The sequence below is a fragment of the Actinomycetospora flava genome, assembly GCF_037400335.1.
GTDB lineage: Bacteria > Actinomycetota > Actinomycetes > Mycobacteriales > Pseudonocardiaceae > Actinomycetospora > Actinomycetospora flava.
Genome location: NZ_JBBEGM010000005.1, coordinates 277,841 through 292,692, shown reverse-complemented (window position 1 = coordinate 292,692; position 14,852 = coordinate 277,841). Strand labels below are relative to the sequence as shown.

The 14,852-nt window shown below is 73.5% G+C and carries 11 protein-coding genes; 5 read left to right on the top strand and 6 right to left on the bottom strand.

What is annotated here, in order from left to right; translation table 11 throughout:
• Window positions 1-8: 8 nt before the first annotated feature.
• The 5 genes from WCD58_RS14840 to WCD58_RS14820 form a co-directional block, all read right to left on the bottom strand.
• The gene (locus WCD58_RS14840; RefSeq protein ID WP_337703820.1) at window positions 9-692 is read right to left on the bottom strand and encodes an acyltransferase; all 684 of its coding nucleotides are present in this window, start codon (window positions 690-692) and stop codon (window positions 9-11) included.
• Entirely contained in the window at window positions 689-1,474 is a 786-nt protein-coding gene (locus WCD58_RS14835; protein WP_337703819.1) for a class I SAM-dependent methyltransferase, read from the bottom strand. Before WCD58_RS14835 ends, WCD58_RS14840 begins: the two co-directional genes overlap by 4 nt.
• 46 nt (window positions 1,475-1,520) lie before the next feature.
• The gene (gmd, locus tag WCD58_RS14830) at window positions 1,521-2,525 is read right to left on the bottom strand and encodes a GDP-mannose 4,6-dehydratase (protein WP_337703818.1); all 1,005 of its coding nucleotides are present in this window, start codon (window positions 2,523-2,525) and stop codon (window positions 1,521-1,523) included.
• Window positions 2,522-3,844: a glycosyltransferase gene (locus tag WCD58_RS14825; RefSeq protein WP_337703817.1), complete on the bottom strand. Its 1,323-nt coding sequence runs from the start codon at window positions 3,842-3,844 to the stop codon at window positions 2,522-2,524. Before WCD58_RS14825 ends, gmd begins: the two co-directional genes overlap by 4 nt.
• A gap of 152 nt (window positions 3,845-3,996) precedes the next feature.
• Window positions 3,997-5,469 (bottom strand): sugar transferase, encoded by a 1,473-nt coding sequence (locus WCD58_RS14820; RefSeq protein ID WP_337703816.1) that lies wholly within the window; start codon window positions 5,467-5,469, stop codon window positions 3,997-3,999.
• Window positions 5,470-6,628: 1,159 nt separating this feature from the next.
• Here WCD58_RS14820 and WCD58_RS14815 point away from each other — a divergent pair.
• The 5 genes from WCD58_RS14815 (at window position 6,629) to WCD58_RS14795 (ending at window position 13,811) form a co-directional block, all read left to right on the top strand.
• The gene (locus WCD58_RS14815) at window positions 6,629-8,125 is read left to right on the top strand and encodes a class I adenylate-forming enzyme family protein (RefSeq protein WP_337703815.1); all 1,497 of its coding nucleotides are present in this window, start codon (window positions 6,629-6,631) and stop codon (window positions 8,123-8,125) included.
• Entirely contained in the window at window positions 8,122-9,741 is a 1,620-nt protein-coding gene (locus WCD58_RS14810) for a phosphopantetheine-binding protein (protein WP_337703814.1), read from the top strand. Before WCD58_RS14815 ends, WCD58_RS14810 begins: the two co-directional genes overlap by 4 nt.
• 153 nt (window positions 9,742-9,894) lie before the next feature.
• Window positions 9,895-12,669 (top strand): helix-turn-helix transcriptional regulator, encoded by a 2,775-nt coding sequence (locus WCD58_RS14805; protein ID WP_337703813.1) that lies wholly within the window; start codon window positions 9,895-9,897, stop codon window positions 12,667-12,669.
• A 69-nt stretch (window positions 12,670-12,738) separates the two neighbouring features.
• Window positions 12,739-13,143: a VOC family protein gene (locus WCD58_RS14800; protein ID WP_337703812.1), complete on the top strand. Its 405-nt coding sequence runs from the start codon at window positions 12,739-12,741 to the stop codon at window positions 13,141-13,143.
• A 227-nt stretch (window positions 13,144-13,370) separates the two neighbouring features.
• On the top strand, window positions 13,371-13,811 hold the full coding sequence (locus WCD58_RS14795) for a hypothetical protein (protein WP_337703811.1): 441 nt from the start codon (window positions 13,371-13,373) through the stop codon (window positions 13,809-13,811).
• Here WCD58_RS14795 and WCD58_RS14790 read toward each other — a convergent pair.
• Window positions 13,787-14,836 carry a zinc ribbon domain-containing protein gene (locus tag WCD58_RS14790; RefSeq protein WP_337703810.1) on the bottom strand — a complete coding sequence of 350 codons (1,050 nt, stop codon included), beginning with the start codon at window positions 14,834-14,836 and terminating at the stop codon, window positions 13,787-13,789. The genes WCD58_RS14795 and WCD58_RS14790 overlap by 25 nt on opposite strands.
• Window positions 14,837-14,852: the final 16 nt, after the last annotated feature.

Here is a 14,852-nt window from a genome sequence, read left to right as displayed (position 1 = left end):
TGCGAGGTTCACAGCACGTCACCCACGGCGTGGTGGAAGAACTTGATCCGCGGGCTGAGGCGACGCTCGGCCTGCGCCGGGACACCGCTGTACAGGTGGTGGCTCTCATGGGTGCTGTTGGCGGACACCACGGAGCCGGCCGCCACGATGGAGCACTCCGGGATGTCGGTACCGGGGAGCAGGACCACGCTGGTCCCGATCATCACGTGGTGGCCGATGGTCACCGGGGTGGTGCTCTGCCGCATCTTCACGAGGTCCAGCGAGTGCGTGAGGATCTGCGAGCCGAAGCCGCCGAAGTCGGCGAAGTCCCCCATCCGGATCTCGTCGCAGGCGTCGATCATGTGCAGGGAGCTGATCAGCGCGCCGCGCCCCATGATCAGGGCGGGGTGGCGCTCCTGCCCCACGAAGTAGCGGCCGGACTTGCGCACGGCGTTGACCCACACCAGGGGCCCGATGGTCGCCTCGGGACCGAGCTCGACGTCCTCGCAGCCCCGGATGGCGGTGAGGCTGCCGATGCTCGCCCCGGCGCCCACCCGCAGGCGGTCGACGTCGATGAACGCGTGGCCCACGCGTGCTTCCGGGTCGATCTCGTAGCCCAGGAGGCGGCGGTGAACGACGCCGCGCAGCGATCCGGGCAGCACCACGGCGATCGCGGCGAGGACGGTGCGGGTGCGGGCGTGACGGACGATCATGCCGGCACCTCCGCGACGGTGACGGTCGGCTCGACCGGGATCCACGTCTGTGGGCGCGACAGGTCCTTGCGGATGGTGAAGCCGAAGATGTTGCCCTGGCGGCGGGCGACGCCGTTGAGCCCCAGGTTCAGGCCCTTCACCAGGCGGGCGCGCGCCGGCGCTCCCCCGCCGCCGAGCACGGAGCGCATGCCGGGCGTCAGCGCGCGGTCGGTGCCGATGAGCCAGCGCGAGCGGAACTCGACCGGGACGGTGCGACCCGGGTCGAACGACGCGATGGTCTTCTCGACCTCGCGCCGGGTCCAGCGATACACATGGTTGGGCACTCCGGTGCCGTCCACCCCGCCGGTGGTCCCCCCGCCGTCGGCGACCGCGTCGTGCTCGTAGCTACCGACGAGTCCGAAGCGTCCCGCCACCCGCATGAGCGGCGAGTCCTGGTTCTCCACCGCGACGACGGTCCTTCGGGCGATGCGGTACATCTCGTAGAGCGCCTGGTGCGGCCTACTGCAGTGGTGCAGACCGGCGTGCCCGATGACGTGGTCGTAGCTGCCGTCCTCCGCCGTCATCCGGTGAGCGTCCGCCCGGAGGGCGGAGGGCAGCCGGCTCGACACCGAGGCCGGCTCCAGGTTGACGAAGGTGACGTCACGCAGACCGAGGCGCACGGTGACGCCGCGGTCGAACTCGCCCGCGAACTGCACCAGCACGCTGTGGTCGCGGTCGAGCACACGCCGGTCCAGGAGGTCCTGGAGGATCTCCTCGTACGTTCCCGCGCCGCTCTCGGCCATCGGGTGTTCCTCTCGTTCTCGTCGGGTGGTCGCTCGGGCAGCGGGCTCAGGCCGCGGACAGGGGGATCGGTGAGTCCAGCGCGAGGAGCTCGGCGTCGTACATCACCCGGGCGAGCTCCGGGGTGAACGTCCGCGGCGTCCAGCCGAGGGCGTCGCGGGCCTTCGACGCGTCGCCGATCAGCGCGTCGACCTCGCTGGGACGCAGGTAGCGCTCGTCGAAGCGCAGGTACCGGTCCGGATCGAGGCCGGCGTGGGCGAAGGTGAGGTCGACGAAGTCGCGCACCGTGTAGGCGGTGCCCGTCGCGAGGACGTAGTCGTTCGGTCGGTCGGCCTGGAGCATCCGCCACATGCCCTCGACGTACTCGGGGGCGTAGCCCCAGTCGCGGACGGCGTCGAGGTTCCCGAGGTAGAGGTGGTCCTGGACGCCGGCGCTGATCCGCGCGGCGGCGCGGGCGATCTTGCGGGTCACGAAGGTCTCGCCGCGGCGCGGGGACTCGTGGTTGAACAGGATCCCGTTCACCGCGTACATCCCGTAGGCCTCGCGGTAGTTCCGCGCGGCCCAGTAGCCGTAGACCTTCGCCGCGCCGTACGGGCTGCGCGGGTGGAACGGCGTCGCCTCGTCCTGCGGCGGCGGCGTCGCGCCGAACATCTCCGAACTCGACGCCTGGTAGAAGCGCGTGTCCAGCCCGATCATGCGGATCGCCTCGAGCAGCCGGATCGTGCCCAGACCCGTCGTGTCGCCGGTGAACTCGGGCTCGTCGAAGCTGACGCGGACGTGGGACTGCGCGCCCAGGTGGTAGACCTCGTCCGGGGCGATCTTCGACAGCAGCGTCACGAGCCGCGACGAGTCGACCAGATCGCCGTAGTGCAGGAACAGCTGCGGGTCCTCGTGGCGGTCCTGGTACAGGTGCTCGATGCGCGCGGTGTTGAACGTGGAGGCGCGTCGGATCAGGCCGTGCACCCGGTAGCCCTTCGCGAGCAGCAGCTCGGCGAGGTAGGACCCGTCCTGGCCGGTGATCCCGGTGATGAACGCGGTGCGTGTCGTGGTCATGGCTGCCTCTCGATGACGGGAGCCGGCGGGGCGGCCGGCGCCGTAGCGGTGTCGGGGCTCCGACGGGGGGCGGGCACGGTGATCGAGACGCGTGAGGCGAGCGAGTCGACCCACGCCAGGTAGTGGGCACGCGCGGTGCGTTCCGCGTAGACGCGGGCGGCGTAGTGGCAGGCGTTGCTCCCGAGACGGTCCGCGCCGGTCCGGTCGGCCCCGAGGGCGCAGGCCGCCTCGACCAGCAGCTCGGGGCGTGCCGGGGGCAGCACGATGCCGGCGTCGGCGGCGCGGACCTCGGTCGCGGCCGCGCCGTCGTCGGCCGTGGCGGCGATGACCGGACGGCCCGCGGCGAAGTAGGAGGTCAGCTTGCTGGGCACGCACATCTCGGCGATGCCGGGGCGCTCGTTGAGGACCAGCACGTCGGCTGCGGCCAGCGCGGTCTCGAACTCGCCGTCCGGCAACGACGGCTGGAAGCGCAGCCGCTGTACTCCCTCTGCACGGGCCTCCAGAGCGGCCCGCTGGTTGCCGTCGCCCATGAGCACGAACGTGATCGGCAGCCTGCGCTCGTCGGCGAGACGGGCCGCGTCGACGACGTTCTCCAGCCCCTGCTTGGCGCCCATGTTGCCGGCGTGCAGCGCGATGACGTCGCCGTCCGGCCAGCCGAGCCGCGTCCGCAGAGCGGCTGTGTCGCCGGAGGCGGGGGCCGTGTGGGTCCAGTTGCGCACGACGGTGATCCGGGCGGGGTCGACGCCGAGCCGCTCCAGCGACGCGCGGAAGGTGTCGTGGATCGCGGCGACGCCGTCGGCGCCCTGGAGCAGGGTCCGCTCGAGGCGTCGGGCGGCGCCCGCCCCGCGGCCGCGGAGTGCGCCGGTCTCGGCGAGCGCGGCGGTGTAGAGGTCCTGGGTCACGACACCGAGCGCCGTGCGCCCGGAGCGATGCCAGCGCCACCGGGCCGCCGCGACCGACAGGAGGGCCGGGCTGACGACGACCACGACGTCCGGCTTCGTCGTGCGGACCGTCGCGGCGCGCGCGGCGAACACCGCCTCCATGAGCACGCGGCCGAGGCCGGTGGGGCGGGCCGGGACGGGGTGGACCACGCGGGTGACCCGGATCGGGTTCGTGGCCGGGCCGTCGGTCTCCTCGATGCGCGCACCCCGGTACCCGTCGGCGATCCGCCACTCCGGATAGTGCGGGAAGCCGGTGACGACGTGCACCGAGTGGCCGGCCTCGGCCAGCATCCGCGCGAGTCCGGTCGTGTAGCGGGCGATCCCGGTGGGCTCGGGTGCGTAGTTCAGGCCGACGATCAGGACCGTGCGACGTCGCACCGGACCGGTACTCGGGAGGAGCAGGCGTCGGCGGAGCCATGACCGTGTCGTGCCGAGCGACGGACCGTCCTCAGAGATGACCATGTCGGAACGCCTCCTCGTGGGTCGACGATGGGGAGGACAGGCCGGCGGGATTCCGGTGGGCGAGCACGTCAGTACGCCCCCCTGCCACCGAGGACGGCGCGCACGGTGCGGCCGAGGATCGAGAGGTCCAGGCTGTGCGACCAGTTCTCCACGTAGCGGAGGTCGAGCCGGACGGACTCCTCCCAGGTGAGATCGGAGCGACCGCTGACCTGCCAGAGGCCGGTCATGCCCGGCCGGACCACCAGCCGGCGGCGGACGTCGTCGGCGTAGCCGTCGACCTCGCTGGGGAGCGGTGGACGCGGCCCGACGAGCGACATCGACCCGCCGAGGACGTTGAACAGCTGCGGCAGCTCGTCGAGCGAGTACCGGCGCAGCACCCGTCCCACCGGGGTGATGCGGGGGTCGAGGCGGAGCTTGAACAGGGGCCCGGCGCCGTCGTGGGCCCCGTCGCGCTCGTCCATGAGGTCACCGACCCGGCGATCCGCATCGACCGCCATCGATCGGAACTTCAGCATCTCGAAAGGGACGCCGTCGCGGCCGACCCGGACCTGGCGATAGAGGACCGGGCCGCCGTCGGCGCGCACGGCGACCGCGACGACGGCGATCAGGGGCGCCAGCACCGTCACGGCGACGAGCGCCAGCAGGCGGTCCGTCGCCGTCTTGAACCACCGAGCGGGTCCCCGCCATCGGGGCTCTCCGACGCGCAGCAGCGGGAGGCCGTCCATCACCTCCATGCGGAGGCGCGGACCGGAGACCTCCATGAGGCCCGGGTCGACGACGAGCTCGCGTCCGGAGCCTTCGAGTGCCCAGGCGAGGCGGTGGAGCGTGCGCGGCTCCGACGCCCCTGGTCCGACGGCGACGACGTCCACCGAGTGCTGCTGTGCCGCGTCGACGACGTCGTCGAGCCCGCCGACCACCGGGACCCCCGCGAGCCCCGTGCCCCCGTCCGATGCGCAGGCGGCGACGACGAGCCACCCGTGCTCGGGCGCCCGCCGGCTGCGCTCGACCATCGCGCCGACGATGAGCGCCGGACCGACGGCGAGCACCCGCGCGTGGTGCCTGCCTCGGCGGCGCGCGCGGTGGAGGCGGGCACGCTGGAGCCGCCGACTCGCCAGGAGGAGCACGGCGAGCAGCGGGAGGACCACGAACACCCAGGGCCGCAGGGTCGAGTCCTTGGTCGCGAGCGCCAACAACGATGCCGCGACCGCACAGGCGGCGATCGCGCGGAGGATCCGGACGTACTCCGCCTCCGCGGCACCTCGCGCCAGGACGCGGACGTCCCAGCACCCGAACAGCAGAAGCGCGACGATCACGAGCAGGGCGATCACCGAAGCCGAGACCACGGCGTCGGGAGTGCTCCACCGCGACGGCCCGATGTCGATGCGCACGATCGCGACGACCACGACGACGACGGCCACGAGCGCGAGATCGGCGGCGACGACCTGGAGCCGGAACCGCCGTCGGTCGCGCGTGGCCCGCGCTGATCCCGGCACCGGTTCGGCGGGCAGTGCGCCCAGATCGACGAGCTGGACCGAGCTCACGGCACCTCCCCCTCCAACGGTTCCCGCTGACGCCGGCGCCCGATTTCGGGCAGGCCGGAACACACTTCCCCCAACGTGTTCTCCACGGACGCGTGGACGATTCGACGCACATTTCGGGTGTACGTCGACAACACCATTCGCACAGATGGCGACGAGGTGCACCGGACATCGGAGAACCGGCGTGGGCACCATCGGACATCGCGGGCCACCGGGCGAGCAGGGCTCAATCCGGCATGGCACCGAATGAACGCGGGCAGTCGTCACCAGCTGATTCGTGGCGCGCCGAACACACTCCCGGATCCACTCCGGAGGCTCGACGTGTCGGGGCAGCCTTCAGCTCGCGACGAGCTCTCGATCGATTCGGAGAAGGACAAGGCAACGCCGGGCCGCAGCGCTGTATGCGCAGTGCAGCGAGGCCCGGGCCGCACACCGCCGTCGGGCTGCGACCCTCCTCGGGCCGGCAGCGGACATCGGGACGCTGCTCGTCGGGTGCGGCAGCGCGCCCGCGTCCTCAGACGACGAGATGACGAGGTCTGGCGCTTCGTCTCGTGGACGTTCGATACATCTGGAATCCCCCCCAGGACTCTCACATGTCAGCGGATGGCCCCGTCGAGGCCTCCTTGCCTCGCAGAACCACTCTGTCGTGTGACCCCCGTCTGGGCGTACCCAGCACGTTGTGTCGTCAACAGACCGTCGGGGAGTCCTGGTGCATCGTCCAGTACCTAGCGGTTTGTTCACTCGATCGGACTAGCGTTTATTACCGAACCGTACGCGCCGATGTTGACACACATCGTGAGAGATCCCTGTTCGCGGCCGCACGTGACGATATTGCTCGTGACGGAATCCCGTAGGCGTCATCCGGCAACGGACGGACAGCCTCGCCGCTTCCGTGATCTCCCGCGCGGACTCACGACGTACGGGTCGGACTCAGAACGTGTCAGGCGACACCGACGGCCGGGAATGCTTGCGATGCGGCCACGCAGAACTACATACTCCGGAACCGCCTGCCCCGACGTCGGCGAAATGACGAATCGAGGGCCGGCCGGCCGGAACGGTTCCCCGTCCCGACCGGTGAATCGATCTCCACCGAACGGAATCTGGCCACGGGGGGTGCGCCGATGATGAACGCGGGGACACGCAACGAGGGAGGACGGTCTCGGTGACCGCCGTCGCGGCAGCTCCGTCGGAACAGAACGTCCTCGACATGCTCGGGCTCGCGGCGCTCCGCGCACACGACGCACCTGCGGTGCGCGACCGTGACGGAGCCTGGACGTACGCCGAGCTCGACGCCGCCGCCGACCGCGTCGCGGGGCGCCTCGCCGAGCTCGGGGTCGGCCCCGGAGACCGGGTCGTGCTGCGGAGCCCGAACCGGCGCGAGGTGCCCGCGCTCCTCTTCGGGACCTGGCGGGTCGGAGCGGCCCTGGTCCCCCTGAGCCCACGCCTTCCGTTCGCCGGCCTCGCCACCGTCGTGGCCGACGCGGCCCCGGCCGTGGTCGTCACGGGCGCGGGCGACGTCCTCGAGGGTGACGTGGGCCCGGTGACCTCGGTCGAGCACCTGGTGTCGGGACCGCGCGCCGACGCCCGGCGCGCGGTCGACGACGCCGACCTCGCCCTGCTCGTCTACACCTCCGGGAGCACCTCGACCCCGAAGGGCGTCGTGTGCCCGCGCGGCGCCGTCGAGTTCGCCGCCCGCGCGATCGCGGAACGCCTGCGCTACCGCGCCGACGACGTGGTGCTGGTCGGGTCGCCGATGTCCTTCGACTACGGGCTCTACCAGGTCCTGCTCAGCGTGCTGGCCGGCGCCGAGCTCGTGCTCACCGACGCCGAGGACCCGATCGGCATGCTCCGCACGCTCCGAGAGACCCGCGCGACGGTCGTCCCGATCGTGCCTTCCAGCGCACGGATGCTCGTGCGGCTGGCGCGCCGCGGGGCCACGATCGGTCACGTCCGCCTCTTCACCAACACCGGCGCAGCGCTGACCACCGCCGACATCGCGGGACTGCGCGGGGCGTTCGACGGCGCCTCGGTGGTCGCGATGTACGGCATCACCGAGTGCAAGCGCGTGACGATCGCCGAGCCCGACGTCGACCTCCAGCGCCCGGGCTCGGTGGGCACCGCCCTGCCGGGGACCCAGGTGCAGATCCTCGACGAGGACGGGCTCCCGGTCGCGCCCGGCGTCGAGGGCGAGATCGCCCCGGTCGGGCCGCACGTCATGGACGGGTACTGGCGATCCCCCGAGCTCTCGGCCGGTCGCTTCGATCACGATCCCCGCTCGGGCTCACCCCGCTTGCGCACCGGCGACTACGGGCACCTCGACGCCGACGGGCACCTGTACTTCCACGGGCGGCGCGACGACCAGATCAAGCGCCGCGGCGTCCGCATGAGTCTGATCGAGATCGAGGCCGCGGCCGTCACCGTGCCCGGTGTGGTGGCCGCCGCGGCACTTCCGCCGGACGGCGAGCACGACCTGGAGCTCGTCGTGGTGGGCGACCGCCCCGGCAGCGAGGTCCTGGACGCACTCCGTGAGCTCGTGGAGCCGGCCAAGGTCCCCGACCTGTGCCACGGGCTGGACGAGCTCCCCCTGACCACCAACGGCAAGACCGACCGCAAGCGCCTGCGACAGCTCGTGCAACCCGATCTCGGGAGGACCTCGTGACCCCGGACGCCACCGCCGAGCACCACGCCTCGCTCGCGGTCACCTACGGCACCCCGCTCTACGTCTACGACCTCGACCGGGTACGCCGGGCGGCCGACGATCTGACCGGCACCCTGCCGTCGCCGTCGACGCTTCTCTACTCGCTCAAGGCCAATCCGCACCCGGACCTGGTGCGGGAGCTGCTGGCGCGCGGCGCGCGGCCGGAGATCAGCTCCAGTGGCGAGCTCGCCGCGGCCATCGAGGCCGGCGGCTCCCCGAGCGAGTTCTTCTACACGGGGCCGGGGAAGACCGCGGAGGAGATCGCCCTCGCGATCGACGCCGGCGTCCGCACGTTCTCGGTCGAGTCGCCACGCGACCTGCACCGCGTCGCCGCCGTCGCGCGGACCCGCGCCGTCGTGGTCGACGCCCTGCTGCGCGTCAACGGGTCGGAGGCGGCGGGGGGTGCCGGCATGCGGATGACCGGCGAGGCCTCGCAGTTCGGCACCGACGTCGAGGTCCTCCGGGCGCGCCGCGAGGAGCTGCACGGCCCTGAGGTGGAGGGCGTGCGCCTGGCCGGCTTCCACTTCTACCCGCTCACCAACGCCTCCGACGAGGACGTGCTCGTCGCCGAGCTGCTCGGCAGCGTCGCCCTGGCCGCGGCGCTCGAGGACGAGATCGGCGTCGAGGTCCGTGTCCTCGACCTCGGGGGCGGCTTCGGCTGCCCGTTCGCCAGGCCCGGGGAGCGGCCGGCCTACCCCGGTCTGCGCGCCAAGCTCGAGGCCGGCCTCGACGAGCGCTTCCCCGGGTGGCGCGACGGCGCGCCACAGGTCTACTTCGAGTCCGGCCGCCACCTCGTCGGCGACGCCGGCACCCTGCTGACAGCGGTGTCGGACGTGAAGACCAGCCGCGACACCCGCTTCGCCGTGCTCGACTCCGGCATCCACCACCTCGGCGGTCTCTCCGGCATCGGCCGGCTCCTGCCGCTCTCGGCGGTCCCGACCCTCGTGACGGGGCCGGACGTCGACGACGGGGCGACCGCTCAGCCGACGAAGCTCGTCGGTCCCTTGTGCACTCCCGCCGACACGCTGGGCCGCGGCGCGCCGGACCTGCCGCCGCTGGAGTCGGGCGACATCCTGGCCGTTCCCAACGTCGGGGCGTACGGGGCCACGGCGAGCCTGCTGGGCTTCCTCAGCCGCCCCGGAGCGGCGGAGGTCGTGGTCCGCGGTGGCACCGTCGTCTCCGCGTCACGCCTCACGCTGGTCCGCGCCTCCGTCGAGCCCCGCCAGACCGCGTCCGACGACATCGGGGCCGGGCCCGAGGCCGTGGTCCCGGAAGCCGCTCTGGTCGACACGGTGTCCGGACCCGCGATCGGTGACGTCACGGTCGGGCGGCCGTGGGACGACCGCTTCGTGCCCGTCCTCGTCGAGGTACTCCCCCGTCTCGCCGAGCAGAGCGCCCTCGAGCCCGGGAGCAGCCTGCGGTCGGTTGGGCTCGATTCGCTGGCCATGGTCGACCTGCTCGTACGGTTGGAGGAGGAGTACGGGGTCTCGATCCCTGACGACGCCCTGGACCGCGACGCCTTCGACACGCCGGGCAGCCTCTGGCAGGTCCTCGAGGGGGCCCGCCGGTCGGGGTGACCAGCACAGCGCGATCGGCTGGTCACCCTTCGCAAGGACAGCGCTGATCATTACGTCGAACAGCCCAATGACGTGGGCCAGGCTGGTCTGTCCGGGGGATGAAGCTGATCTTTCCCGACGGGATCATGATGGCGGGGAGGGGGTTCCCGTCGCGTGTCCGATCGCCTGCCGACCACACCGCCGTTGGTGATCGGTCGCGCCCGCGAACGGGACCAACTGGCGGCCGCGACGGACGTGCGCCGCCGCGATGGCACGGTCACGGTGCTGCGCGGCGAGCCCGGCAGCGGCAAGACGACGCTGCTCGACGAGGTCGCGGGCGCCACGCCGCGCAGGGTGCTCCGGACCGCCGGCGTGGAGGGCGAGGCGGTTCTGCCGTTCGCGGCGGTCGCCGACGTGCTGCTCCCGATCCTGTCCCACGCCCACGAGCTGCCGACCGTGCAGCGCGAGGCGCTCGAGATCGCGCTCGCGCTGCGCGCCGGCGACGTCGGCAGCCCGCTCGCCGTCTCCGCGGCCGCACTCGGCGTGCTAGCCGCAGCGGCCGACGCCCGGCCGTTGCTCCTCGTCGTCGACGACTTCCCGTGGATCGACGCGCCGTCCCAGCAGGTGCTGCTCTTCGTGGCTCGGCGTCTCGCCACCGAGCGGATCGCGCTGCTGCTGGGCGTGCGCGAGGAGATGCCTCTCGATCCCGCGATCTGGCGCCTGCCGACGATCGCTCTCGGTCCGCTGACCGCCGAGGAGAGCCGCGAGCTCGTGCGCACCCTGCCGGTCCGCACCTCGCCCGCGGTGCTCGAGACGATCGTCGAACGGTGCGGCGGCAACCCGCTCGCCGTGGTCGAGACGGCACGGACGGCGGGCCCCGACCTTCTCGACGCCGCCACCGCCCTCCCCCCGGGATCGACCCTCGAGCGGGCGTGGTCCGCGGCGATCGACGGGCTCCCCGCCACCACCCGCTCGGCGATGGCCGTCCTCGCGTTCAGCCATTCGACGCGCCGCGACGAGCTCGAGCCCGTCCTCGCCGACCTCGGGCTGGGCGCCGACGACCTACTGCCCGCCGAGCGCCGCAGGCTCGTGCAGCGCGACGACGAGCACATGGGGCTGCGCCACGACCTCCTGCGTCCCCTCGTCAGCGCCCGCACGTCCCGTGACCTGCGTCGACGGGTGCTGCACGGCCTCGCCCGCCACGCCCCCCGCGACGTCGCCGTCTGGTACCTGGCGGAGTCCACCGAGGCTCCCGACGACGACCTCGCCGGGCGCCTCGTCGAGGCCGCGATCTCCGCTCGGCGACGGTCCGCGCTGGAGGCCGCCGGGCGCGCCTGGGCCCGCGCCGCCGACTTCACCGCCGACCGGGCGACACGCGCCGCCCGCCTGCTCACCGCCGCCACGGATGCCGCCATCTCGGGCAGCTCCACGCTCGCCGAGACCTGGTGTGAGCAGGCCCTGGCCCTCCGCGACGACGAGACCTTCGCCGCCGACGTCGAGCTCGTCCGCACCCGCGCGCTGTCCTGGCTGGACCCGGCGCGGGCCGTCGACGGCGCGCTGCGGGCCGCGGACGCCGTCCTCCCCCACGACCGGGCGCGCGCGGCGCGCCTCTATATCGAGGCAGCCGTCCCGCTGACGATGACCGGTCGGCTGCGCGAGATGGAGTCCGTCGCCGACCGCGCCCGGACCGCGGGCGACGACACCCTCACCGGGCTCGCGACGGTGGCCCACGCCTATGCCCTCGTCGGCCGCTGGACGGACGCGCACCCGCTGTTCGACCAGCTCGTGGCGCGCGCCGCCGATGCCGACCCGCTCTGGGACGCGCAGGCCCTGGTCGCCGGGGCGCAGACCGGTTGCTTCCTCGAGCGCTGCGACGACGCTCGCGGCCTGTTCGGCACGGTGACGTCGACGGCCCGGCAGGTCGGCGCGCCGCTGGTCCTGGCGTTCGCCCTCACCGCACACGCGGAGATGGACTGGTGGGACGGGCGGTGGGCGGCCGCCTCCGCGGACCTCACCGAGGCCGTCGAGTGGGCCGACGAGCTCGGTCAGGCGGGCAGCCGCGCGTTCGGGGCGACGCTGCTGGCGCGGATCGACGGCGCCCGCGGCGACATCGCGTCGTGTCGGGCGAACGCCGAGGCGGCGCTGCGGGCCGCCGGACCGTTGGGGATCGCGAGCATCCAGGTCTACGCCGCCACCGCGCTCGGGGCGGGCGCACTCGCGGTCGGCGAGCCGGCCACCGCCGCCGCGCACCTCGGGCGGGCCCGCCGCGCGTTCGACGACATGGGCGCGCTCTGCGCGACGTCGATCCCCTTCGCAGGTGACCTCGTCGATGCCACGGTCCGGGCCGGTGACCGGGCGGGGGCCGAGTCGGCGGTGGCGTGGGTGACGCGGGACGCCGAGCACACCGGGTCCGCGTACGCGGCGGCGGTGGCCGCGCGGGGACGCGGGCTGCTCGCCGACGACCACGACGAGGCCGAGCGCTGGTTCGCGGAGGCCCACGCCGCCCACGAGCGGTTCCACGCCCCCTACGAGCGCGCGCGGACCGTCCTCGCCCACGCCGAGAGCCGCCGCCGCTGGCGGCGGCCCGGCGCGGCGCGGGCGTTGCTGCTCGACGCCGAGCTGACGTTCTCCGGGTTGGGGGCCTGGCCGTGGGCAGATCGCACCCGCCTCGAGCTCGCCGCCACCGGGCATCGGGCCGCCGGAGAGCCCACCGAGGACCGGACCGAGGACGGGGGCTCGCTCGAAGCCTTGACCCCGCAGGAGTTCCAGATCGCCCGGGGGATCGCCGACGGGCAGAGCAACGTCGAGGTCGCAGCGGCGCTGTTCGTCTCCCGCAAGACGGTCGAGGCGCACCTGACCCGGATCTACCGGAAGCTCGGGGTCCGGTCGCGCACGGAACTCGCGGCCGAGTTCACGCGCCGTCGACGCCTCCCCGAGGGAACTCCCTAGTACCGCCGTCGTCGTTCACTCGACAGGATGATCCACGAACACGGTGTGTAGGCACAACGAGGAGGTGGAATGACGGCGACAGCAGCCGAGAGGCCCGGCTTCACCGGATTCCACCACTTCGCGTCGACGGTCAGCGACGTCGGACGCAGTGCCGCCTGGTACGAGCGTGTCCTGGGTCTGACGCCGGCGTCCGCGCACTGCCCGGAGGACGGTGCCACCGACGGCGTGCTGCTGAGCGATCCCGAATCGGGGATCGCCATCCGGCTGCACGGCACGGGTGGCGGCGAGCCGAGGGGTCACGCGGCGCTGTCGGTGTCGAGCCGGTCGCAGCTCGACACCTGGGCGGGATGGTTCGACGGGCTGGGCGTCCTCCACGGCGGGGTCGTCGACGTCGGCGACCCGGAGCCGTACGCCTACCTCGTGTTCCGGGATCCGGACGATCTCCCGCTGGTGCTGGTGCACGTGGCGGAGTGAGTCCCGCAGGACCGCGGAGCGCGGTGTACACACGTCGGGCGAGTACAGGGGGCGACGTGTGGGGGGACGACGCGGGGGGCGTCGTGCACCGTGCTCCGCGACCCCGGTCCCGGTGGCGAGAGGGGGCGCCGCCGGGACCGGGCACACGTGTGCGCTGCGCTTTCGGGTGGCCGGTGGTGACCGGCGGGGCGTGAGTCGGCACAGTGACCCCCGATGAGGGACCTCCGATGACGCCCACCCCGACCTCGCGACGCCCTCCTGACCGGACGCGCGACGACGCCCGCCGCCGCCAAGCCCTCGGCCTCGGCGGCGGCGCTGTCGTGCTCGGCGTCGTCCTCGGCTTGGTCGTGCTCGCGCTCTACCCCACCCTCGACCCCGCCGACGTCGGGCGCGGCTTCGTCCTCGTCGGCGGGCTCGTCACGGCGATCCTCGTGAGCGCCGGGGGCCAGCGCGTGCGCGCCGTCCCCCGCGTGCCGGCGCGGTCCGTCGTCCGCACGCTCGTCGCCTACGCCGCGATCAGCGCGGCCGTCGGCGTGGTCCTCGTCCCGCTGGCGCACGGCGGCTGGACGCCGGTCCTCGTCGTCACCGTCCTCGGCAGCCTCGCCCTCGGCGCGCTGGCGGTCGTGGTCGGCCGGTGGTCCGGTCAGCCGTCGCAGATGTCCTCGTAGCCGCCGTTCACCGTGGTCTCGCCCTGGGTCGGGAAGTACCAGCCGACGCTGCGGTAGGCGAGGCGGCCGTGGCAGTCGCCGAGGTCCGACGCGACGACCACGACCGGCCTCTGCACGCCGTCGGAGGTGGCCACGCCGTCGGGGACCCACAGGCCCGTGCCGCGGCCGGTCGCCTCCGTGCCGCCCCAGGACTCCCACGTCACCCCGGTGACCTGGCCGGTCGAGCTGCCGCCGGCGTAGACCTCGCCGGGGCGCACGTCGCCGAACCCCGTCTGGTTCGGCGCCCAGACGGCCCCGAGCGTCGGCGTGCCGGACACCGGCGCCGATCCGGCGCCGGTCCGCAGCTGTGTGTTGTCGCCATAGCCGCCGCTCCGCGTGAGGCGCTTGGCGTAGCAGTCGTCGGGCCCGATCCCGGCCTGCGCGCACCAGGCGTTCGCCGCCTCGCCGCTCGAGAACGGCCGGTTCACCAGCGTGATCCAGAAGTCGCGGCCCCGGAAGCTCGTCCAGTCCCCCGACCACGCCAGGACGGCGTCCGGGTACGTGCGGCGGAGCTCCTGGTGGTCGGCGAGGACGGCCGCGTCGTCGTAGGTCCGGCCGCCGACGCTCATGCCGGCCTTCTTCGCCGAGAGCTGCGGCACCCACGTGCCGACCAGGCCCTCGACGGCGCCGGCGTCGGTGCTCTGCTGCGCGCGGAGGGCCTGCTGCGGGTCGGCCGGAGCGGTCGTCGATGTCCCGGTCGGCACCGGTGCGGCGGCGACCTGCGGGCCGGACTCGGGCGACCACGGCTGCCCGACGACGAGGAACCCGGCGAGCCCGGCGGCGACCACCGCGAGCACGCAGACCAACGCGATCAGCCCGCGCGACGAGCGCGGTGGCGCGGGCGGCGGGACGACGGGCGACGCCCACGGCCCCGACGGCGGTCCCTGGTACGCCGGGATGCCGCAGGTGGCGCAGAAGTGCGCGCCCGGCTGCCACGGCGCCCCGCAGCGTGGGCAGGTCACCCCGGCGGCGTCGATGATCGTCATGCGGTCCCCCGAATCC